At 67.7% G+C, this 20,320-nt stretch carries 19 protein-coding genes; 14 read left to right on the plus strand and 5 right to left on the minus strand.

Going from position 1 to position 20,320, the window contains the following annotated elements:
* Nucleotides 1–12: 12 nt before the first annotated feature.
* The 4 genes from ACFFIO_RS14785 (at nucleotide 13) to ACFFIO_RS14800 (ending at nucleotide 4,151) form a co-directional block, all read left to right on the plus strand.
* Nucleotides 13–903: an SDR family oxidoreductase gene (locus ACFFIO_RS14785; protein ID WP_378042974.1), complete on the plus strand. Its 891-nt coding sequence runs from the start codon at nucleotides 13–15 to the stop codon at nucleotides 901–903.
* Nucleotides 900–1,673: an SDR family NAD(P)-dependent oxidoreductase gene (locus tag ACFFIO_RS14790; protein ID WP_378042976.1), complete on the plus strand. Its 774-nt coding sequence runs from the start codon at nucleotides 900–902 to the stop codon at nucleotides 1,671–1,673. The genes ACFFIO_RS14785 and ACFFIO_RS14790 overlap by 4 nt, the downstream gene beginning before the upstream one ends.
* 29 nt (nucleotides 1,674–1,702) lie before the next feature.
* Nucleotides 1,703–2,491, plus strand: a complete 789-nt coding sequence (locus tag ACFFIO_RS14795) for an enoyl-CoA hydratase/isomerase family protein (RefSeq protein ID WP_378042978.1) — start codon at nucleotides 1,703–1,705, stop codon at nucleotides 2,489–2,491.
* 106 nt (nucleotides 2,492–2,597) lie between these two features.
* Nucleotides 2,598–4,151, plus strand: coding sequence for a long-chain-fatty-acid--CoA ligase (locus tag ACFFIO_RS14800; RefSeq protein WP_378042980.1), 1,554 nt, complete (start codon nucleotides 2,598–2,600; stop codon nucleotides 4,149–4,151).
* 95 nt (nucleotides 4,152–4,246) lie between these two features.
* Here the strand turns inward: ACFFIO_RS14800 and ACFFIO_RS14805 are convergent, their stop codons facing one another.
* Genes ACFFIO_RS14805 through ACFFIO_RS14820 form a run of 4 tightly spaced genes read right to left on the minus strand, consistent with a single transcriptional unit; the run spans nucleotide 4,247 to nucleotide 8,248 of the window.
* Complete coding sequence (locus ACFFIO_RS14805; protein WP_378042982.1) at nucleotides 4,247–5,122, minus strand: SDR family oxidoreductase; 876 nt, start codon at nucleotides 5,120–5,122, stop codon at nucleotides 4,247–4,249.
* Nucleotides 5,119–6,138 carry an NADPH:quinone oxidoreductase family protein gene (locus ACFFIO_RS14810; protein ID WP_378042984.1) on the minus strand — a complete coding sequence of 340 codons (1,020 nt, stop codon included), beginning with the start codon at nucleotides 6,136–6,138 and terminating at the stop codon, nucleotides 5,119–5,121. The genes ACFFIO_RS14805 and ACFFIO_RS14810 overlap by 4 nt, the downstream gene beginning before the upstream one ends.
* Nucleotides 6,135–6,887: an SDR family oxidoreductase gene (locus ACFFIO_RS14815; RefSeq protein ID WP_378042986.1), complete on the minus strand. Its 753-nt coding sequence runs from the start codon at nucleotides 6,885–6,887 to the stop codon at nucleotides 6,135–6,137. Before ACFFIO_RS14815 ends, ACFFIO_RS14810 begins: the two co-directional genes overlap by 4 nt.
* On the minus strand, nucleotides 6,884–8,248 hold the full coding sequence (locus ACFFIO_RS14820) for a PucR family transcriptional regulator (protein ID WP_378042987.1): 1,365 nt from the start codon (nucleotides 8,246–8,248) through the stop codon (nucleotides 6,884–6,886). The genes ACFFIO_RS14815 and ACFFIO_RS14820 overlap by 4 nt, the downstream gene beginning before the upstream one ends.
* 200 nt (nucleotides 8,249–8,448) lie before the next feature.
* Between ACFFIO_RS14820 and ACFFIO_RS14825 the strand changes: the two genes are divergently transcribed.
* From ACFFIO_RS14825 to ACFFIO_RS14835, 3 genes are all read left to right on the plus strand, one after another.
* A complete protein-coding gene (locus ACFFIO_RS14825; RefSeq protein WP_378042989.1) occupies nucleotides 8,449–9,432 on the plus strand; it encodes a quinone oxidoreductase family protein in 984 nt (327 codons plus the stop codon).
* A 31-nt stretch (nucleotides 9,433–9,463) separates the two neighbouring features.
* Entirely contained in the window at nucleotides 9,464–10,243 is a 780-nt protein-coding gene (locus tag ACFFIO_RS14830) for an enoyl-CoA hydratase/isomerase family protein (RefSeq protein WP_378042991.1), read from the plus strand.
* Nucleotides 10,244–10,379: 136 nt separating this feature from the next.
* Nucleotides 10,380–12,050 (plus strand): AMP-binding protein, encoded by a 1,671-nt coding sequence (locus ACFFIO_RS14835; RefSeq protein WP_378042993.1) that lies wholly within the window; start codon nucleotides 10,380–10,382, stop codon nucleotides 12,048–12,050.
* A 116-nt stretch (nucleotides 12,051–12,166) separates the two neighbouring features.
* On the opposite strand, the gene ACFFIO_RS14840 is transcribed toward ACFFIO_RS14835, so the two are convergent.
* Complete coding sequence (locus tag ACFFIO_RS14840) at nucleotides 12,167–12,943, minus strand: FadR/GntR family transcriptional regulator (RefSeq protein ID WP_378042994.1); 777 nt, start codon at nucleotides 12,941–12,943, stop codon at nucleotides 12,167–12,169.
* Nucleotides 12,944–13,178: 235 nt separating this feature from the next.
* Here ACFFIO_RS14840 and ACFFIO_RS14845 point away from each other — a divergent pair, with 235 nt between their 5' ends.
* From ACFFIO_RS14845 to menB, 7 genes are all read left to right on the plus strand, one after another.
* Nucleotides 13,179–14,345: an acyl-CoA dehydrogenase family protein gene (locus ACFFIO_RS14845; RefSeq protein ID WP_378042996.1), complete on the plus strand. Its 1,167-nt coding sequence runs from the start codon at nucleotides 13,179–13,181 to the stop codon at nucleotides 14,343–14,345.
* A 1-nt stretch (nucleotide 14,346) separates the two neighbouring features.
* Entirely contained in the window at nucleotides 14,347–15,126 is a 780-nt protein-coding gene (locus ACFFIO_RS14850; RefSeq protein WP_378042997.1) for an SDR family NAD(P)-dependent oxidoreductase, read from the plus strand.
* A 3-nt stretch (nucleotides 15,127–15,129) separates the two neighbouring features.
* On the plus strand, nucleotides 15,130–16,341 hold the full coding sequence (locus ACFFIO_RS14855; RefSeq protein WP_378042998.1) for a thiolase family protein: 1,212 nt from the start codon (nucleotides 15,130–15,132) through the stop codon (nucleotides 16,339–16,341).
* A 5-nt stretch (nucleotides 16,342–16,346) separates the two neighbouring features.
* Nucleotides 16,347–17,675 carry an acetyl-CoA hydrolase/transferase family protein gene (locus tag ACFFIO_RS14860; protein ID WP_378042999.1) on the plus strand — a complete coding sequence of 443 codons (1,329 nt, stop codon included), beginning with the start codon at nucleotides 16,347–16,349 and terminating at the stop codon, nucleotides 17,673–17,675.
* Nucleotides 17,672–18,619, plus strand: coding sequence for a hydroxymethylglutaryl-CoA lyase (locus ACFFIO_RS14865; RefSeq protein WP_378043000.1), 948 nt, complete (start codon nucleotides 17,672–17,674; stop codon nucleotides 18,617–18,619). The genes ACFFIO_RS14860 and ACFFIO_RS14865 overlap by 4 nt, the downstream gene beginning before the upstream one ends.
* An 88-nt stretch (nucleotides 18,620–18,707) precedes the next feature.
* On the plus strand, nucleotides 18,708–19,469 hold the full coding sequence (locus ACFFIO_RS14870; protein ID WP_378043002.1) for an SDR family NAD(P)-dependent oxidoreductase: 762 nt from the start codon (nucleotides 18,708–18,710) through the stop codon (nucleotides 19,467–19,469).
* A 9-nt stretch (nucleotides 19,470–19,478) separates the two neighbouring features.
* Nucleotides 19,479–20,318, plus strand: a complete 840-nt coding sequence (menB, locus tag ACFFIO_RS14875) for a 1,4-dihydroxy-2-naphthoyl-CoA synthase (RefSeq protein ID WP_378043004.1) — start codon at nucleotides 19,479–19,481, stop codon at nucleotides 20,316–20,318.
* The last annotated feature ends 2 nt before the right edge of the window (nucleotides 20,319–20,320 follow it).

The raw sequence follows: 20,320 nt of genomic DNA on the forward strand, positions 1-20,320 counted from the left end.
GAAGGAATACCTATGACGTACCAATCCATCTATGGGCCGGGACTCTTCGACGGCAAGGTCATGATCGTCACTGGCGGTGGCAGTGGCATCGGGCGGTGCGCCGCCCACGAGCTGGCATCCCTGGGCGCCCACGTGGCCATTGTCGGCAGGAATCCGGAGAAGCTTGAGACAGTGCGCATCGAGATCGAAGAGGACGGCGGCTCGGTGTCCACCCACGTGTCCGATATCCGCGATGAGGAGACGGTCGCCGCGACCATTGCCACCATCATCAAGGATCACGGCAGGATCGACGGGCTGGTCAACAACGCCGGTGGCCAGTATCGGGCGGCCATCAAGGACATCACGACCAAGGGATTCGAGGCCGTCGTCCGTAGCAACCTCACCGGTGGTTTCATCGTGATGCGTGAGGTCTACAACCAGTGGATGGCTGAGCACGGTGGGTCGATCGTCAACATGATCGCTGACATCTGGCATGGCTGGCCCCACTTCTCCCACTCGGCGGCGGCCCGAGGTGGGATGTTCACCCTGACCGAGTCGGCAGCCACCGAATTCGCAGCCTCCGGGGTCCGGGTCAACTCCGTGGCACCGGGCTCCATCGCCTCCAGCGGACTGGACACCTATGACGCCAAGGACACCGAGTTCATCCAGAAGGGGGTCTCCCCGCACATCCCGCTCCAGCGCTTCGGCACTGAGTCAGAGGTCTCCTCGGCCATCGTCTTCCTGCTGTCCCCGGGAGCCAGCTTCATCACCGGTTCCTGTGTCCGGGTCGACGGCGGCGCACCCAACGCTCGGCGGGGCTGGTGGGAGCTGCAGCCGGCGGAGAACAACACGCCCTTCAACGGCTTCCACCGGGCCAGCGAACCGGCGATCCTCGCCGCCGCGCACCAGGGGGAGCAGCGATGAACGTCAAGGCTTTAAACGAGTGCGGAGTGGTGGTCCTGGGGGGCTCGGCTGGCGTCGGGCTCGAGACCGCCACCCAATTCGCCGAGCAGGGGGCACGGGTCGTCGTGCTGGGTCGAAACTCTGAGCGGGGCCAGACGGCCATCGCCTCGATCGGAGAGAGGACGGGCACCGAGGCAAAATTCGTCCGGGTTGATGCCACCGATCCGGAGGACGCCGTCCGGGCCGAGCAGGAATGCCGCGACCATTTGGGAGTCATCGACGTACTGGTGTCCACCACCGGCCCCAGCGAGCCACCGCGGCTCCTCCACACCATCGCCATCGAGAACCTGCGTCCCCGCATCGAGGAGATCATCCTTCCCCCGCTGCACATGATGCATGCCGTGCTGCCCGGAATGCGGGCCCAGGGCGGCGGATCGATCGTCAACGTCGCCTCCGACGCCGCAAAGGTCGCGACCCCCGGCGAGACGGCCATCGGTGCCGCGATGGCCGCCATCGTGATGTTCTCCAAAGCCGCCGCCCTGGAAGTCAAACGCGAGGGCGTTCGCATCAACCTGCTCACCCCCTCACTGATTGCCAACACGCCTGGTGCGGCGCTCATCGGCGGGGAGCCGTTCAGTGCCCGGATGTTCGAGAAGGCGGCCGCCATGGCCCATCTCGGCGTCGTCGAGCCTGAGGATCTCGCGGCGATGGCCGTCTACCTCTCCAGCCCGGCGGCGGCCCGCATCACTGGCCAGGCCATCAGCGTCAACGGTGGAATCTCCGTCGCCTGACGAACCCAACGCATCACGGGAGACACCTGATGAATTTCGAAACCCTCGACGTGACGGTCGAGAACGGCCTGGCATCCTTCATGCTGGACAACCCGGACAAGGGCAACCCCATGGGAGAGACCTTCTGCCGTGAATTCGGCCAGGCCGCCAACGAACTGGCGGGCCGTGGCGATGTCCGCGCCGTCCTGCTCCATGCGAAAGGGCGATTCTTCAGCGTCGGCGGCGACGTCGGCCTGTTCTCACGGGATCTCGAGGCGGCACCCCCGGAGGTGCTCAACGGAACCTACAACCTCCATATGGGGCTGACGAGACTGCTGCGCATGGATGCACCACTGATCGGTTGCGTCCATGCAGCAGCGGCTGGCGGTGCCGTCTCACTGATCTCACACTGTGACATCGTCTACGCTTCCCAGTCCGCCCGGTTCACCGCCGCCTACGCGCAACTGGGCTTCACGGCAGACCTCGGCGCGACGTTCGGCCTGGCCTCCCGCATGGGCCCTGCGCGGGCCAAACGCTTCCTGCTGCTGAATGAGTCGCTCGACGCCGAGGAGGCTCTGCGCACCGGGCTCGTCGACTACGTCGTCGAGGACGACGTGGTGCTGGAGAAGGCGACCGCGACCGCAGAGACATTGCGGAGTGGGCCGACCCAGGCGTTCGGCGGCGTCCGCCGCCTCATGGCCCATTCGCTCGCCACGCCCCCGGAGGCACAGCTGGAGAACGAGGCGCAGTCCCTCGCACGGTCCGCCGGCACCGCAGACGCCAGGGAAGGCATCACCGCCTTCACCGAGAGACGCCCCCCGTCGTTCCAAGGCCGCTGAACACCGCAGCCGCCATCCACGGGACTTCCCGTCCTGCTCGACGGAGACATCCCTCAACCCACTCTGTACCCGGTTCTTTTTCCCCTTCCCAGAAAGTGAATCCATCATGTGGCTCTATCGTGAAATCAAGACGCTGGGCGACTTCCCCCGGCACTATGCGCAGGCGCTGCCCGACCGGCCGGCCATCATCGATGCCGGAGGGCCACTGTCCTGGGCAGGCCTCGACGGGCGGAGCAACGCCATGGGGAACACCCTCGTGGACCTTGGCGTCGACGCGGACGACCGGGTCGCCTTCCTGGGGAAGAACTCATCGACGTTCTTCGAGGTCCTCTTCGGCACCAGCAAAGCGGGAGCCGTTCTCCTGCCACTCAACTGGCGGCTGGCGGTTCCCGAACTGGCGGGCATCGTGGAGGACGCGGCGCCGAACATCATCGTCGCTGACGCCGAATACCTCGACGTGGCCAGGGCGGTCGTTCAGAAGACCGGCCTCTCACCAAGGATCATCGGCTTCGACTCCACCTCTGGCGCCGGAGAGCTGGACGTCCTCGCGAGTGGCGCCCCGCAGAGTGATCCGGGCGTCGACGTCAACCCGTGGAGCACGGCAATCCTCATGTACACCTCCGGTACCACCGGCAAGCCGAAGGGCGTGAAGCTCTCCCATCAGGGCTATCTCTATCTGAATCTCTGCGAACATCTCGAGCCCTCCTTCAGCTACACGTCCGAAGACTCGATGCTCACCGTCATGCCGCTGTTCCACGCCATGGGCCTTGGTCTCTCGCTTCAGGCCCTCTACAACGGGGCGGCCGTCGCCGTGTATTCCATGCCGGACCCCGGCGGACTCATCGACATTATCGAAAGGGACCAGCCGACGATCCTGCCGCTCATTCCCACGGTGATCCAGTCGATGCTGGACCATCCCCGGGCCACGCCCGAGGCCTTCTCGACACTCCGGGTCGTGGTGTATGCGGGAGCACCCATGCCCCCTCACCTGCTGAAGCGCGCCCTGTCGACGTTGGAGTGCGACTTCATCCAGTTCTACGGCGGCACGGAGACCGGCAGGGGTGTGACCTTCCTGCGTCCGGATCAGCACCGTCAGGGGGTCAAGCTCAATTCGATCGGCAGTCCTCTACCGCTCATTGACATCAAGATCGTCGATCCGCTGGGTGAGGAGCTTCCTGACGGCGAGGTCGGGGAATTCCTGATCCGTTCCCCGTCCCTGACCACGGGATACTTCAACCAGCCCGAGACCACGGCAGCAGCGTTTCCGAATGGCTGGTACCGATCAGGGGACGCCGGATACAAGGATGAGGATGGGTTCCTCTTCCTAGTGGACCGGGTCAAGGACATGATCATCACGGGCGGGGAGAACGTGTACTCCACTGAGGTCGAGCAGGCACTCCAGCAGATCGACGGCGTGCAGATGTGCGCGGTGATCGGTGTGCCGGATGACAAGTGGGGCGAGCGTGTGGTGGCGGTGGTGGTCGGTGAATCTGACTCCCTGTCCGAACAGGAGATCATCGCGAAATGCCGCGAACTCGTCGCCGGCTACAAGGTGCCCAAGGAGATCCTGTTCGTCAAGAGCCTGCCGATGACCGGGAGCGGGAAGATCATGAAGGGGGAGATCCGCGCGAGGCTCGCGCCGACCAGGGATATCCCGTGACGCAGGCGCGCCGGCCGGACATCGGGGCGTGACGACCGAGAGGGCCTGACGCCGTCATCGTTCTCGCCCACGATCGGGGCTGGGGGACGATGGGCTCAGGAATCGCCGAGGATCTTCGGGGCGACGGAGCGGTGGAACGGCTGGAAGGGGGCGATGTTGCGCGCCGGCTCGGGCGTGACCCAGGCCCGCGAACCGTTGGGGGCTGCCCCGTCGACGCGGATCACCGTTCCGGAGGTGAATCCGGAGGCCGGGGAGAGCAGGTAGGTGATGGCCGAGGAAACCTCCGCCTCGGTGCCCCAGCGCTGCAGGGGGATCTCGCCGCGCAGTTCACGCTGCATATAGCCGTCGTCCTCGGGATCATAGGTGTCCAGCCCGGAGGAGGCGATAGAACCCGGTGCCACGGCGTTGACCCGGACCCCCGACTCGCCCCATTCGGCGGCGGCCGTCTGGGTGAGGTTCCACATGGCAGAGCGGGCGGCACCGGAATGGCCGTACATGGGCCAGCCCATCCACATATCGGCGACGATGTTGACGATGCCCCCGCCGTGCTCCTCCATGGTGCGGTTGTAGACCTCGCGCATCATGATGAACCCGCCGACCACGTTCGACCGCAGCACGGCCTCGAGCCCCTTGGTCTTGATGGTCTTCAGGGCGCCCCGGTACTGGCCTCCGGCGTTGTTGACCAGTCCGTGGATGTGGCCGCGGTCGGCCAGGACCGACTCGACGATCTCGATGACGCGGGCCTCGTCTCGGATGTCCCCGGAGTAGGTGGAGGCCGAGCCGCCGTCCTCGAGGATCTCGGCTTTGACGGAGTCCAGCTTCTCCGGTGTCCGCCCCACGAGCACCACATGGGCGCCGAGGGAGGACAACTCATGTGCCGTGCACCGGCCGATGCCGCTGCCGCCGCCCGTGACCACCACGGTCTGGCCGGCGAACAGGTCGCTCCGGAACGCTGACTGGTATCCGCTCATGGGTGTTCTCCTTCAGGTGATGCCGTTTGCTCCGGCCGTACTTCGATGACAACTTTTCCGTGGGCCTCGCGGCGGTCGATGATGCCCATCGCCTCCGGGGCGCGGTCCCACGGCAGGACATGACCGACCAGCGGGGACACCGTACCGGACGAGGCCATGGCCTCCAGTTCGTTGAGCATGCGCTCCCCGAACCCCGGGTGCCGTTCCAGCCAGGGATTGACGGCCACCCCCATGACGCTGAGATCCCGCAACAGGAGCCGGTTGGCCTTCACCTCCGGGATGCCTCCGCCGGCGAAACCGACCACCATCAGGCGCCCGCCCACGTCCAGGGACCGCAGGGAATCGGTGAACCGGTCCCCGCCCACCGGGTCGATGACGATGTCCACACCGTGACCTCCGGTGGCCGCACGGGCCCGGCCGGGCCAGTCGTCCCCGGAACGCAGCACCTCGGTCGCCCCGCAGCGGGTGGCCACGTGTGCCTTCGAATCCGAGGAGACCACCGCCAACAGGCGATCGGAACGGACCTTGAGCAGATCCAGGGCGGCACTGCCCACCCCGCCGGCCGCTCCGTGAACCAGCACGGACTCCCCGTCCGTGAACCCCGCCCGGTACAGCGTGAACCAGGCGGTGAGGTAGTTCAGGAAGAACGCGGCCCCGTCGTTGAAGGACATGGTCGACGGGATCCGCACCGTATATCCGGGGATGGCCGTCACCTGGTCGGCCACGGAGCCGAAGACCGTCAGCCCGGCCACCCGATCGCCCACCGCAAACCGTGAGCCCGCCGGGGCCTCCAGGACGATGCCTGCGAACTCACCACCGGCCACGTACGGCACCGGTGCCGCATGTTGGTAGGCGCCACGGGATTGGAGCACATCTGGAAAGGCGACGGCGGCCGAATGGACCTCGACCAGGAGGCGTTCGCCGTCGGCCCAGGGGTGTGCTCCGTCCGGCTCCGGCACCTCGGCGAGCACCGCGGCCTCCGGGCCGGTGGTCGCGGGTACCTGCAGGGCCCTCATGTGGTGTCGCCGGAGGCAGGCCGTGCGGAACCGGACCCGGCCGTGGACTCGACGTGGGACACCATGCTGGAGGTGACGGTGCGGTGGTTCAGGAAGTCACCGCCGTCGATGGTCAGCAGCTGGCCGGTGACCATGCCGGAGGCCTCTGACGCGAAGAACGCGACGCCGTTGGCGATGTCCGCCGGTTCCACGAACCCCTCCGGCAGGGTCCGCAGCCAGGCGTCCTGGATCTCCTGCGGCATGGAGAGGATCCCGCTGCTGGCGGTCATCCCGGGCAGCACCAAGTTCGCCGTGATGCCGCGGCCGGAGTTTTCCGCGGCAACCGTGCGGGCCATGCCGATGAGCCCGGCCTTGGACGTGGAATAGGAGACCTGCGCCGGCATGCCCTGCACGGCCGAGGTGGACGAGGTCAGAACGATGCGGCCGTAGCCGCGCTCGCGCATCCCAGCCAGGCACTGCTGCAGGACCCGGAAGGTTCCGGTGAGGTTGACCTCCAGATCCAAACGCCATTTGTCCAGGTCGAAGGAGTGGGCGGCCCCGAACAGGGTGGTGATCGCCGCGTTGCCCACGTAGACGTCGATGGGGCCGAAATCAGGCAGCTCGTCCCGGGACAGGTCTACCTGCCAGGTGCAGCCGGGTTCACGGTCCAACGTCACCACCTCGAATCCATCGGACTCAAGCCGGGCGACAATCGCCTCGCCGATGCCGCCGGATCGTCCGGCACCTGTCACCAATGCACGTCTGCTCATGCGATCCTCCAGTGGCGGGTCTTGTTCGCTGGGGCGTTGTTCTCCGGCAGGGCGCCGGTGAGTTGGAGGACCAGCAGCGCCGTCTGGACGGACAGCTGGTCGTTGGCGTTACCGGCCACGTCCAGGCCGGTGATCTCATGCACCCGGCCGAGCCGGAGCCGGACAGTGTTCTCGTGGACGGCGAGGGCGCGCGCCGAGGCCCGGATGCTGCGGTCGTGGCCGAAGTAGGACTGCAGGGTCACCAGCAACGACCGCTGGGTCTCATCGCCGCCCAGCAACGGACCCAGCACCTCGGAGACATAGGCGCGGATGGCTTCGGTGTCCGCATTGGCCACGAAGAGCCGGGCCGGACCAAGGTCATCCACGGCCAGGATGCGCTGTCCCCGTGGGGAGAACCGGTCTACGCATCGGGCGACCTCCCGGGCCTCCCGGTACGCGCGGCGCAGGCCCATGCGGTCGGTCACCGAGGAGACCCCGACGGCGGCGCCCGGCCTTCCGTCGTCGTTCCGCGGCTGCAGGTACCGCCCAACCGCGTACTTGACCTCGTGGACGACGTCCGCCGGCGCCCGGCCGTCGGGTGCCTCGACGAGCAGGATGGTGCCCTGGTTGCCCTGTGTTCCCAGGACCTCCACGCCCAGCACGGAGGCGAGCCGGGCCGCGGCGCGGGCCTCGTCACCGGTGTGGGCGATGTGGCCGGTCCGGGACGGACGGCCGAGGCCGTGCCCTTCAGTTTCCGCGCGGTCTTGCTCTGTGGGGTCGGAGAGGTAGACGACCAGCCGCTTGCTGTCGACGTTGACGCCGAGGTATTCGCCGCTCGCCACCAAGTCGTCCTCGGCCCCGGACCCCCGTACCAGTTGGCGGGCCAGCAGGGACCGGGCGTTCCAGGCGGCGCGGGCCACGCGGTGCTGTGCGTCGTATTCGGTGGCCAGATGATGGGCCACGCGATCGGCCAGGATCCGGTCTGCTTCCTCGAAGAGCCGGGGCATTTCGGCCACCACCCACCACGCGTGGGTGATCCCGCGCCGGGCGACGGGAACCACGAGGTGTCGTCGAGCCAGACCGAGCGCGGGGGACGGGGGAAGCATCGTGGCCGCCCGGCTATCCGGGTCGATCCCTCCGTCCACCTCCATCAACGACTCCCATCGGGGGGTGGAGAATGCACGGGCGCGGGCCGTGCAGGCAACCAGCCGGCCATTCGCTCCGATCAGCCATTGCGGACGGTCCGAGAGGCCCCCGGCGGCGGACACCAAGCCCACCAGACCCTGATGGGCGGCGGCGCTGTCTGCGAGAGTCAGCTCGGCATGGTGCAAACGGGGCAGGTCCGAGGGGGCGGGAAACGCGGACGCGGGGCGGCTGGTCATCAGTGTCCTCCCTGCGGGCCGTTGGTCTTCAGCGACACTTTAGAATGGTCAGTCCATTAAGCGCAAGGGAGCGCCGTGGGACGGCCTGTCCGACCGTGCGGGCCGGCATGTCCGTGGGGTGGAGAGGGTGCAGGCCGGCCGCCGCCTCTTGCTCAAGGCGGCCGGTCTTGTAAGGTGTGAATGGTCAGACCGAAAGGGGCATGATGCAGGCGATCGTGATGCGCGACTATGGCGGACCGGAGGTCCTGGTTCCAGGCACCGTCCCCGACCCGCAACAGCGTGACGGATGGACCACCGTGCGCCTGGGCGCAAGTGCGCTGAACTGGCATGACACCCTGGCGAGGCGTGGTGTCTACCACTCCCCGCTGCCGGCCGTGCTGGGCGCGGATGGCGCCGGGACCTTGGTGGAAACCGGGGAGGACGTTGTCATCCTGCCGTCCCTGTTCTGGGGTGCGCGGGAGTCCGCCCCCGCTGCGGGCTTCGAGATCCTCGGAGACCATCGGAGCGGGACCTATGCCGAGTACGTGTCCGTGCCGGACGAATGCCTCTTCCCTCGCCCTGCCGGCCTGGGCCTCCACGAGGCGGCTGCCTTCGGGCTGGTCGGCGTGACGGCCTACCGGGCGCTGTTCACGCGGGGACGGCTGACGGCCGGTGAATCACTCCTGGTCCTCGGTGCCAGCGGGGGCGTGGCCACCATGGCCGTATCCCTCGCGGCGGCCGTCGGGGCCACGGTCACGGTGACCTCCGCCTCGGAGGCCAAGATCGACCGGGCCCGCGAGCTGGGGGCGAGGGCCGGCGTCGACCATTCCGCCCCCGACTGGGTGGAGCAGGCTCGGAAGTTGACGCCGGGGGGCGAGGGCTTCGACCTGGTCCTGGACCCCGTCGGTCGCGTGGGGGAGTCCCTGGGTGCCCTGCGGGCCGGCGGACGGTGCGTGGTGCTGGGGGCCAACGCGCAGGAGACGACGCCCTTGGAGGTGCGGCCCTTCTACTTCGGGCAGCACGACCTGTTGGGCACCACCATGGGCAGCCCCCGGGACTTCGCGGGGCTGCTGCGGCTCGTGAACGAGCGGACGGTCCGCCCGCCCATCATCGACCGCACCTACCCGCTGGACCAGGCTGCCGAGGCCCACCGCTATCTGGAGTCGGGAGCCGGGTTCGGCAAGATCGTGCTGGACCATGGCTGACCACTGATCACTGACAACAGGAGAAACCCTCGTGGATACCACCATCCGCTATGACGTGCGCGACGCCGTCGCCACCATCACCCTCGACGACCCCTCTACTCGCAATGCCCTGGGGGATGAGACGCTGGACCAGCTCCTGGCGGCGCTGGAGGCGGCCCGTGACGACGGGGCCATCCGCGTGGTCGTGTTGCGGTCCGCCGACCCGAAGATCTTCTCCTCCGGGGGCAATCTCAAGGCCTTCACCGACGACCGCCCGGTGGTGGAGAAATATGCCGGCCTGGACCGCTTCCCCCGCCTGTATCGATTGCTGGGAGGGCTGGGAAAGCCCGTGGTCTGCGCTGCCGAGGGGGATGTCCTGGCCGGCTCCTTCGGGTTGGCGCTCGCGTGCGACTTCATCGTGGCCGTCGACGGCGTCAGGTTCGGCTGCCCCGAGATCAACGTGGGGGTCTTCCCCTTCATGATCTCCGCCCTGATCTACCGCAGCGTGCCGCGTGCCCGGGCCAACGAGCTGATGATGACCGGCGAGCTCATCACCGCAGACGAGGCCCACCGGATGGATATCGTCAACCGGGTGGTTCCGCGAGAGGACTTCGAGGATGAGCTCTCCGGCCTCGTGGATCGCCTGGCCTCTCGCTCGCCTCTGCTGATGCGGATGGGCAAGGACGCCTTGGACGCGACCCGGGACATGCCGCTTGACTCCGCGCTGGACTACCTCCAGTCGCAGCTGGCGCTGGCCTTCGCCACGGAGGATATCCGCGAGGGGGTGGCCGCGTTGAAGGACAAGCGGGAGCCTCGGTGGACGGGCCGGTGATGCTCCTCGCGGTGGGCAATAATGGGCTTATTGTGCTAATGGTCTGACCGAACTAGTATGCCAGTGAGCCCAGTCACAAGCGTGGCCGTGGGCATGGCCGAAGCAGGACGAGAGAAATGGCCCGGAAGGGGACCTGATGGCATTCGCGACAGTGCGTGACCGCTATACCCAGGAGCAGATCGACGGTTTCTATGCCGAGGGCTTCTGGGGCAAACCCACCATGTTCGAGGCGCTCGAACACCAGGTGGCGCAGCGCGGTGACAAGGTCTTCATCACCGACGACACCACGGGCTTCACCTACCGTCAGGTCCACGATGACGCCGTGCGGATCGCGGCAGGTTTGTCGCGGCTGGGCGTGGGGCGTGGTGATTCCGTGGCCATCCAGATGCCCAGCTGGGCCGAGTTCGCGGCGCTGGCCATGGCCGTCAACCGTGTCGGGGCCATCATCGTGCCGGCCCAGCCGATCTACCGGACCGACGAGGTCAGGCACATGATCGCGACGGCCAACGTCAAGGCCGTCTTCACGGCCACCGAGTACCGCGGGTTCGACCATGCCGGCATGTGGCTCAGTTTCCTGGAGTCTGCACCGAGTCTTGAGCACGTCATCACGGTCCGGGGTGAAGGTCCTGCGGGGACGCAGAGCCTTGAATCCCTGATCGATGGGATCACCGTGGAGCAGGCCCGTCAAGAGCTGCCCCAGGGTGCCGGTCCGGACGACGCGTTCGCCATGGTCTTCACCTCCGGCACCACGTCCCAGGCCAAGGGCTGTCTGCACACCTTCAACACCCTGGCCACCTCGGCCCGGATCCAGTCGGAGAACTACCGCTACACCGAGGACGATGTACAGTTCGGCCCGAGCCCGCTCACCCACACCACCGGACTGGTGACGAGCATCATCCTGCCCCTGCTCAACGGGGCTGCGACCCACGTCATGGAGCGGTGGAACCCGGAGCTGGCCCTCGAGCAGATCCGGGAACACCGCTGCTCCGTCACCGTGAACGCCTCGACCTTCCTGCAGACGCTGGTGGAAGCCTATGACCCGGCACGCCATGACGCCTCCACCATGAGGGTGTGGACCCTTGCTGGTGCGCCAATCCCGGCCTCGCTGGTGGAGAGGGCCCGCCATGCCCTGCCGAACCTCTCGGTCCTGAGCCTCTATGGCCGCACCGAGAACACCTCGATGACGATGTGCACGCTGGATGACGAGCCGGAGCGGTCCCTCACCTCGGACGGGCGTGCCTTCCGCGGCCAGGAGATCGTGATCCTCGGCGCGGGTGATGAGGTGCTTCCCGCTGGTCAGGAAGGCGAGATCGCCTTCCGTGGCGCCATGGTCCTGCTGGAATACGTCGGTGAACCGGAGAAGACGGCCGAATCGTTCACGGCCGAGGGCTACTCCAAGTCCGGTGACCTCGGGATCCTGGATGAGGACGGTTACCTGCGCGTGACCGGCCGGCTGAAGGACATCATCATCCGCGGCGGGTACAACATCTCCGTCCGCCAGGTCGAGGACTTGCTGGCGGCGCATGAAGCGGTGGGCAAGGTGGCTGTCGTCGCCATGCCGGACGAGACCATGGGCGAGCGGGCCTGCTGTTACCTGGTCCCCGCCCCCGGCCATGACCCGCTGACCCTGGACGAGATTCGGGACTACCTCCTGGGCCACGGACTGGCGATCCAAAAAGTCCCGGAGCGCTTGGAGGTGGTGGACGAGGTGCCCACGACGCCCACAGGCAAGATCCAGAAGAACGTGCTGCGTGCCGAGATCGCCCGCAAGGTCCTGGGCGTCCCGGACCTCAGCAGCGCGGGCTAGGTTCCGTCCTGCGGCGAGATCCGCAGCGAAGCCCGAGGGCGGCACCGGAGGTCCGGTGCCGCCCTCGGGCTTCGAGCATGGCGTTGGTGTGGACGTGTCGCTACGGCGGAGGGAGCCTATAGGCCGACGTTGATCCCCGTGCGCTCGTCCACCTCGAGGAGGGCCTCCGCGTAGGAATGGACGTGACGGGTCATGCGACGCACGGCGGCGTCCCGATCCTGTTCGCGGATCCCGCGGGTGACAGACCGGTGGGCCCGGACCGTGGTGGCTCGCACCGCGTCGTCCACGAACCCCTGGTTGTCCGTCGCCTCGTAGATCGCGCGGGACAACGCTCGCATCATTCCTGAGAGCAGCTCATTGTGGCTGGCTTCGGCGACGGCCATGTGCCAGTCGACGTTGATCTGGAGGAATTCGGCGAGCGAGGCGCCCTCGGCCTGTTCGATCTGGTTGTTGAGCTCATCCAGGCGCTGGAGGTCCTCGTCGGTCCGGTACAGGGCGGCGAGGCCGGCGCACTGCGGCTCGATGGCCTCGCGGGTCTCCAGCAGGTCGTCCAGCCGGATCTGCCGACCGCGGATGAGCAGTTCCACGGAGCTGGCCACCGAGTCGCTGTCCGGGCGGCGCACGAAGGCACCCCCGGAGCGGCCGGTGCGGATGGTCACGAGGCCCTGGACCTCCAGGATGCGCAGTGCCTCCCGGACGGTGGTGCGACTCATGGCGGTCTGAGCCACCAGTTCGCGCTCCGGCGGCAGGGACGTGCCCTCGGGGAAGTCGCCACGGAGGATCCGCTCCCGCAGGTCGTCCGCCAGGACGTCGGAGGCCTTGGGTACCTGCAGTGGCGACAGGGACGCAGTGGGCGCATCCGGACTCGGCGTGGTGCCGTTCGACGTGGCCATGGTTGCCTCCTGGGTTGCGCGGGTATGCGGCGTGCGGGTTTCTCGGGCGAACCGGTTCCTCGGCGGCCGCACCACCCATCGGAAAGCAATGGTTCAAGAATTCCCCTCACCGCCGAGATTACCAGTAGGGTCTTCGTGACTAAAGGGTCAGACCTTTGGTATGGTTTCGAGCATCGGGTGCAGCGACCGCATCCAGCCCCTCACGGGGCGCCCCTTCATCTCAGGAGGCCTCCGCATGGACTTTGAACTGACGGACGACCAGCAGACCATTAAGGACGCCGTGGCAGAGCTTGCCTCGCGTTTCGACCACCAGTACTGGATGGACAAGGACCTCAACAAGGAGTTCCCCACCGAATTCTACGAGGCCTTCGCCGAGGGCGGCTGGCTGGGACTGACCATTCCCGAGGAGTTCGGCGGCCACGGCATGGGCATCACCGAGGCCTCCCTGCTGCTGCAGGAGGTGGCGGCCTCCGGTGCCGGCATGAACGGCGCCAGCTCCATGCACCTGTCCATCTTCGGTATGCATCCCGTGGTCGTCCACGGCACCGAGAAGATGAAGCAGGAGAACCTGCCCCGCATCGCCGCCGGTGACCTGCACGTGTGCTTCGGCGTGACGGAGCCCGGCGCCGGCCTGGACACCACCCAGATCACCACCTTCGCCCGCAAGGACGGTTCCGACTACGTGGTCAACGGCCGCAAGGTCTGGATCTCCAAGGCCGTGGAATCCGAGAAGATCCTCCTGCTGACCCGGACCACCAAGGCCGAGGACGTGCAGAAGAAGACGGACGGCATGACGCTGTTCTTCACCGACCTGGACCGAGCCCACATCGACGTCCAGCCCATCAAGAAGATGGGCCGTAACGCGGTGACCTCCAACGAGCTGTTCATCGACGACCTGCGGATCCCCGAGGAAGACCGCATCGGCGAAGAGGGCAAGGGCTTCACCTACCTCCTGGACGGCCTCAACCCCGAACGCATGCTGGTGGCCGCCGAGGCGCTGGGCATCGGCTATGCCGCCCTGAAGGCCGCCACCCAGTACGGCAACGACCGGGTGGTGTTCAAGCGCCCGATCGGCAAGAACCAGGGCATCCAGTTCCCGCTGGCCGATTCACTGGCCCGCCTCGAGGCCGCCGAGTTGATGCTGCGCAAGGCCACGTGGCTCTACGATCACGGCAAACAGTGCGGCAAGGAGGCGAACATGGCCAAGTACCTGTGCGCCGATGCCGGCTTCGACGCCGCCGACCGGGCCCTGCAGACGCACGGCGGCATGGGCTACTCCGAGGAGTACCCCGTGGCCCGTTACTTCCGCGAGGCCCGGCTGACCCGGATCGCCCCCATCAGCCAGGAGATGATCCTGAACTACCTGGGCTCGCATGTGCTGGGCCTGCCGAGGAGCTACTGAGATGACAGTGGAACAACGCACCTATCCGGACGTCTTCTCCCTGCAGGGCCGTTCGGCCCTCGTGACCGGGGCCGGTGCCGGCATCGGCGAGGCCGTGGCCCGCGCTCTGGCTGCCGCCGGCGCCGCGGTGCTCGTCACCGACCTGCAGGAAGAGGCCGCCCGCGCGGTGGCCGAGTCCATCGTCGCCGGTGGGGGTACCGCCGCCCATGCCGCACTGGACGTGCGCAACGCCGAACAGGCCGCCACTGCGGCGCGCCAGGCCGCGGAGCTCAACGGGGGAACCCTGAACATCCTCGTCAACAACGCGGGCGCCATCGCCCCGGCGATGTTCCCGAAGATGACCGCTGAGCAGTTCGAGTTCGTGATCGGCGTCCACCTGGTGGGTTCCTTCACCGTCAGTCACGCGGCCCAGGAATTCCTGCCCGACGACGGCACAGGCCGCATCCTCAACGTCACCTCGGCCGCGGGGCTGACCGGCACGATCGGCCAGGTGAACTACGGCTCCGCCAAAGCCGGCATCATCGGCCTCACCAAGTCCCTGGCCAAGGAACTGGCCCGCCGCCAGATCACGGTCAACGCGCTCGCCCCGCTGGCCGCCACGGCCATGACGGAGACCGTGCGGACCAATGAGAAACTGTCCGCGAAGCAGCTGGCCCGGATCGCCATGGGGCGTTGGGCCACCCCGGAGGAGATCGCCCCCAGCTTCGTGTTCTTCGCATCCGATGCGGCCAGCTACATTACTGGCCAGGTCTTGCCGGTCGACGGCGGAACGGTGGTCTGAACCTTGAGCAACACCGCGCGTACACAGCGTTCCTTCACCAACCCGTTCATCGAGAACGGCCGCGACGCCTGGATCGTCGAGGCCCTGCGCACCCCGATGGGCAAATCCCACCCGGAGAAGGGCTGGTTCCGGGATGTCCACCCGAACGAGCTCCTCGGACGGGTCTACACGGAACTGCTCGGCTCCACGGGCCTGGCGCCCGCGGAGATCGAGGACCTCGTGGTCGGCTGTACGGCACCGTTCGGCGAGCAGTCCCGCAACATCGCCCGCAACGCCTGGTTGCAGGCCGGTTATCCGCCGGAGGTCCCCGCCACCGTGCTGGACCGCCGCTGCGGATCGGCCCAGACAGCCGTGGAGATGGCCGCCGGCCTGGTGTCCTCCGGAACCCATGATGTGGTGATCGCCGGCGGAGTGGAGCACATGGGTCATGTGCCCATGAACTCCCCGGCTGAGATCTCCAAGCTCTACGGCGAACCGTGGCCCGAGGAATTGCGGGCTCTGTACGACTTCGTGCCGCAGGGTGAGAGCGCCGAGCTTATCGCCGACCGCTGGGGCATCACCCGCGAACAGATGGACGAGTTCGCCGTCCGCTCGCATGCCAGGGCCGCCGAGGCCGTGGACGCCGGCCGCTTCGAGCGCGAGATGATCCCGTGGGAGACCCACGGGGAACGTCATGCCAGTGACCAGACGATCCGCCCGGGCACCTCCCTGGAGTCTCTCTCCGGTCTGAAGACCGTCTTCCGTGAGGATGGCCGGATCACCGCCGGCTCCTCCTCGCCCATCTGCGACGGCGCCGCCGGCGTGGTCATGGCCTCGGACGCCGCCGTCGAACGCCACGGCCTGACCAAGCGGGCCCGCATCCTGGACCAGACCACGGTGGGGGTGGATCCGATCATCATGCTGACCGGCCCGATTCCCGCCACGCAGAAGCTGCTCCAGCGCAATGGGATGACGATCGACGACATCGACCTCATCGAGATCAATGAGGCCTTCAGTTCCGTGGTCCTGGCCTGGGAACAGGAACTGAAGCCGGACATGGAGCGGGTCAACGTCAACGGCGGCGCCATCGCCCTGGGTCACCCCGTCGGCGCCACCGGCTCCCGGCTGTTCGCCACCCTGCTGGCCGAAATGGAGCGGCGTGACGTGGAGATCGGCCTGGTCACCATGTGCTGTGGCGGCGGCCTCGGCACTGCCACCCTGATCCAGCGGGTCTGACGGCCATGGCCAGCATCGATTTCAGCGCTCTGCTGGCGGAGGGGTCCGCCAGCGGTGCCGTACCGGGCGTGTGGTGGGGCCAGGGGGCCGGGGAACCGATGTCCTTGGTGGACGCCCTCCTGGACGCCCTGGGGGATCCGGACTCCGCGCTGGACCGGGTCCGCGCCTTCAGTGGCCTGAGCTTGAACGAGCGCCTGGGTCGGGACCTGCCGGCAGGCCTCGAGATGGAGTCCTACGGCGCCCTTGGGCAACTGCGCAAGGTCGCGGCCGCCGGCCGCCTGGAGGTCGTCCCGGCCAACTATTCGGCGTTGCCCCGGCTCTTCGCGCAGGGAAGGCTCCCGTCCGACGTCGGGATGGTCCAGGTCTCGCCGCCGAACCGGAACGGCGAGGTGTCCCTCGGTGTGGCCGTCGATTACTTCGGGGACGCGATCGGTTCCACGCGGATGCTGATCGCGGAGATCAATCACGCCATGCCCTTCCTCGAGGATTCGCCCCGGCTGCCGCTCTCCGCGTTCGCCGCCACCGTGGACGTGGACCGGCCCCTGGCCGAGATGGGTCACCGCGCCCCGGACGAGGTCGATCTGGCCATCGCGGGTCATGTGGCCGGGCTGATCGAGGACGGCTCCACCCTGCAGATCGGCGTCGGCACGCTGCCGAATGCCGTGCTGCAGGCGCTGTCCGGGCACCGGGATCTCGGCTTCCACTCGGGCATGGTCACCGACGGCGTCCTCGACCTCATCGAGTCCGGCGTGGCCACCGGTGCCCGCAAGGAGATCGATACCGGGGTGGCCGTGACCGGTTCCGCCCTCGGTTCCACCGACCTCTACCTCCGGCTCGGCGAGAAGCAGGGCCGGAGGCAGGACGGCGGGCTCGACGTGTCCTTCCGTCCGGCCAGCTACACCCACGACCCGGCCGTGCTGTCCCGACTCGGCAGTCTCGTCTCGATCAACTCCGCCCTGGAGGTCGATCTGTCCGGCCAGGTCGGATCCGAACGCGTCGGCGGACGCTTCCTCGGTGCGATCGGCGGCCAGGCCGACTTCAGCCGGGCCGCGGCCCTGACCGGGGCCCGGTCCATCATCGCGTTGCGGTCCACCAGCCGCGGCGTCTCCACCATCCGCCCCGAGCTCGACGGCGGCCTGGTCGCCACCGCGCGCGCCGACGTCGACGTGGTGGTCACCGAGCACGGCGCCGCCGTGCTGACCGGGCTGACGGAGCAGGCCCGCGCAAGAGCCCTCATCGGCATCGCGGCGGAGGAACACCGCGATGGCCTGGCCCGCGCCGGCCGCATCCAGACGACCCAGAAGAACCAGAAGAACCAGGAGGTACTGGCATGACTGAGACGACCACCAACGCCACCCCCGGTGAGGACCGCACCGTGGTGATCCGCGAGGTCGGCCCGCGGGACGGCTTCCAGAACGAACCGGAGACCATCGCCACAGCGGACAAGATCCGGCTGATCAACGAGCTCGGACAGACAGGATTGACCCGGATCGAGGTGGCCAGCTTCGTCCGCCCGGACGTCATCCCGCAGCTCTCCGATGGGGTCGAGGTGCTGAAGGGCATCGACCTGCCCGAGTCGGTGGAACGCATGGTGCTGATCCCGAACTCCAAGGGACTGGACAACGCCCTGGCCATCCGAGAACTCTTCGAGGCCTGCACCCTGTTCGTCAGCGCCTCCGAGTCCCACAACAAGGCCAACATCAACCGTACTGTCCGCCAGACCATGGACGACGTCAAGACGATGGGTGGGCGGATCGCCGCCGAGGGCATCAAGTACGGTGCCGTCATCGCCACGTCCTTCGGCTGCCCCTACGAGGGGTATGTCCCCATGGACCGGGTGCTCGATCTGGCCGAGGAGTTCGCCGAATCCGGCGCCACGGAACTGGGCTTCGGCGATACCACGGGCATGGCCAACCCGGCCTACGTGCATCGCTTCTTCACCGAGGCCGCACGCCGGCTGCCCGGTGTGGAACTGACGGCGCACTTCCACAACACCCGGGGGCAGGGGCTGGCCAACGCCTACGCGGCGCTGGAGGCCGGCTGCCGATCCTTCGAATCCAGCTTCGGCGAACTGGGCGGCTGCCCCGTGCCCAAGGGATCCACCGGCAACATCGCCTCCGAGGACCTCATCAGCATGTTCCACGAGATGGGCGTGCAGACCGGTATCGACCTGGACGCCCTGATCACGGCGGCCCGCCACGCCCAGGAGGTCCTCGGCCGCAAGCTGACCAGCCACTCGATCGTGGCCGGCCCCGTCCTCTGGGAGCCCGCCGCCTGACCGGCGCCATCCACCGAAGAGCCACCACCATCACCACGACCATTTCGGGCGTCACCACCCGAACGCATGACCTGAAGGGAACACGACCATGACCGAAGAACGCACCGCACTGATCACCGGAGGGGCCCAGGGCATCGGCAAGGGCATCACCACGTCCCTGGCCGAGGCCGGGTTCTCCGTGGTCATCGCCGACCTCAACCTGGAGGTCGCCACCGCCACCGCCGAGGAACTCACCGGCCGCGGGCTGAAGGCCTCCGCCGTACAGATGAACGTGACCGACTCCGCCTCCGTCGCCGAGGCGGTCCAGCAGGCCGAGGCCCAGTCCGGCCCCATCAGTGTGCTGGTCAACAACGCCGGCTGGGACGACTTCATGCCCTTCCTGGACACCACCGAGGAATTCTGGGACAAGATCGTGGACCTGAACTTCAAGGGTCACCTGCGTACCATCAAGGCGATCGTCCCGGGCATGATCGAGCGCGGCTACGGCCGCGTCGTCAACATCGGCTCCGACGCCGGCCGCGTCGGATCCTCGCTCGAGGCCGTGTACTCCGGCGCCAAGGGCGGCGTCATCGCCTTCACCAAGACCCTCGCCCGGGAGATCGCCACGAAGGGCGTCACCGCGAACGTGGTCTGCCCCGGTCCGACCGACACCCCTGCCCTGCGCAAGTTCGCCGACGGTGCCGGGGACGACGCTGACAAGGTCATTTCCGGCATGAAGCGCGGGGTGCCGATGAAGCGACTGGGCACCCCGGAGGACATCGGCCCGGCCGTGGCGTTCTTCGCCTCCGAGGGCGCGGGATTCGTCACCGGCCAGACCCTGTCCGTCTCCGGCGGACTGACGATGGCCTGAGCCGTGGGCATGGCCGAGACGACCACGCCGGAAACCTGGAACGTCTCCGGGAACTACGAGGACATCCGCTACGAGACCACCCCCGATGGCATCGCCAAGATCACCATCGACCGCCCCGAGGTGCACAACGCCTTCCGGCCCCAGACGCTGATCGAGGTGTCCGAGGCCCTCGTGACCGCCCGCGAGGACGAACGCGTGGGCGTCATCATCCTCACCGGTGCCGGTGACCAGGCGTTCTGTTCGGGCGGGGACCAGCGTGTGCGCGGCGACAGCGGCTATCAGACGGCTCCGGGCACGACGGGGCGGTTCCACGTGACGGACCTGCACGTGCAGATGCGCCGGTGTCCGAAACCGATCGTGGCCATGGTCGCCGGCTGGGCCATCGGCGGCGGCCACATCCTGCAAATGGTCTGCGACCTGTCCATCGCGGCGGACAACGCCCGCTTCGGGCAGGTCGGTCCGCGCGTCGGCTCCTTCGACGGCGGCTTCGGCGCCTCCCTGTTGACCGAACTGGTGGGGGCGCGCAAGGCCAAGGAGATCTGGTTCCTGTGCCGCCAGTACACGGCCGGGCAGGCCCTCGAGATGGGGCTCGTCAACACCGTGGTGCCGCTGGAGCAGCTCGAGCAGGAGACACTGTCCTGGTGCCGCGAGATGCTGGCCTTGTCCCCGTACGCGCTGCGCCTCATGAAGGCCTCCTTCCATGCGGCCGAAGATGGCTTCGCTGGCATCCAGCAGCTGGCCCATGACGCGAACCTGCTGTTCTACGGCACGGAGGAGGCCCAGGAGGGCCGCGAGGCGTTCAAGGCCAAGCGCGATCCCGACTTCTCGAGGTTCCCCCGCCGGGCCTGAAC

Source organism: Citricoccus parietis (assembly GCF_042433045.1).
Lineage (GTDB): Bacteria > Actinomycetota > Actinomycetes > Actinomycetales > Micrococcaceae > Citricoccus > Citricoccus parietis.

What these genes read in the sequence shown, in the direction of transcription:
- ACFFIO_RS14865 (WP_378043000.1), top strand. Translation starts at nt 17,672, where the DNA reads ATGACTGAGACGACCACCAACGCCACCCCCGGTGAGGACCGCACCGTG.
- ACFFIO_RS14820 (WP_378042987.1), bottom strand. Translation starts at nt 8,248, where the DNA reads ATGACCAGCCGCCCCGCGTCCGCGTTTCCCGCCCCCTCGGACCTGCCC.
- ACFFIO_RS14790 (WP_378042976.1), top strand. Translation starts at nt 900, where the DNA reads ATGAACGTCAAGGCTTTAAACGAGTGCGGAGTGGTGGTCCTGGGGGGC.
- ACFFIO_RS14860 (WP_378042999.1), top strand. Translation starts at nt 16,347, where the DNA reads ATGGCCAGCATCGATTTCAGCGCTCTGCTGGCGGAGGGGTCCGCCAGC.
- menB (WP_378043004.1), top strand. Translation starts at nt 19,479, where the DNA reads ATGGCCGAGACGACCACGCCGGAAACCTGGAACGTCTCCGGGAACTAC.
- ACFFIO_RS14815 (WP_378042986.1), bottom strand. Translation starts at nt 6,887, where the DNA reads ATGAGCAGACGTGCATTGGTGACAGGTGCCGGACGATCCGGCGGCATC.
- ACFFIO_RS14835 (WP_378042993.1), top strand. Translation starts at nt 10,380, where the DNA reads ATGGCATTCGCGACAGTGCGTGACCGCTATACCCAGGAGCAGATCGAC.
- ACFFIO_RS14825 (WP_378042989.1), top strand. Translation starts at nt 8,449, where the DNA reads ATGATGCAGGCGATCGTGATGCGCGACTATGGCGGACCGGAGGTCCTG.
- ACFFIO_RS14785 (WP_378042974.1), top strand. Translation starts at nt 13, where the DNA reads ATGACGTACCAATCCATCTATGGGCCGGGACTCTTCGACGGCAAGGTC.
- ACFFIO_RS14840 (WP_378042994.1), bottom strand. Translation starts at nt 12,943, where the DNA reads ATGGCCACGTCGAACGGCACCACGCCGAGTCCGGATGCGCCCACTGCG.
- ACFFIO_RS14800 (WP_378042980.1), top strand. Translation starts at nt 2,598, where the DNA reads ATGTGGCTCTATCGTGAAATCAAGACGCTGGGCGACTTCCCCCGGCAC.
- ACFFIO_RS14845 (WP_378042996.1), top strand. Translation starts at nt 13,179, where the DNA reads ATGGACTTTGAACTGACGGACGACCAGCAGACCATTAAGGACGCCGTG.
- ACFFIO_RS14850 (WP_378042997.1), top strand. Translation starts at nt 14,347, where the DNA reads ATGACAGTGGAACAACGCACCTATCCGGACGTCTTCTCCCTGCAGGGC.
- ACFFIO_RS14795 (WP_378042978.1), top strand. Translation starts at nt 1,703, where the DNA reads ATGAATTTCGAAACCCTCGACGTGACGGTCGAGAACGGCCTGGCATCC.
- ACFFIO_RS14805 (WP_378042982.1), bottom strand. Translation starts at nt 5,122, where the DNA reads ATGAGCGGATACCAGTCAGCGTTCCGGAGCGACCTGTTCGCCGGCCAG.
- ACFFIO_RS14810 (WP_378042984.1), bottom strand. Translation starts at nt 6,138, where the DNA reads ATGAGGGCCCTGCAGGTACCCGCGACCACCGGCCCGGAGGCCGCGGTG.
- ACFFIO_RS14870 (WP_378043002.1), top strand. Translation starts at nt 18,708, where the DNA reads ATGACCGAAGAACGCACCGCACTGATCACCGGAGGGGCCCAGGGCATC.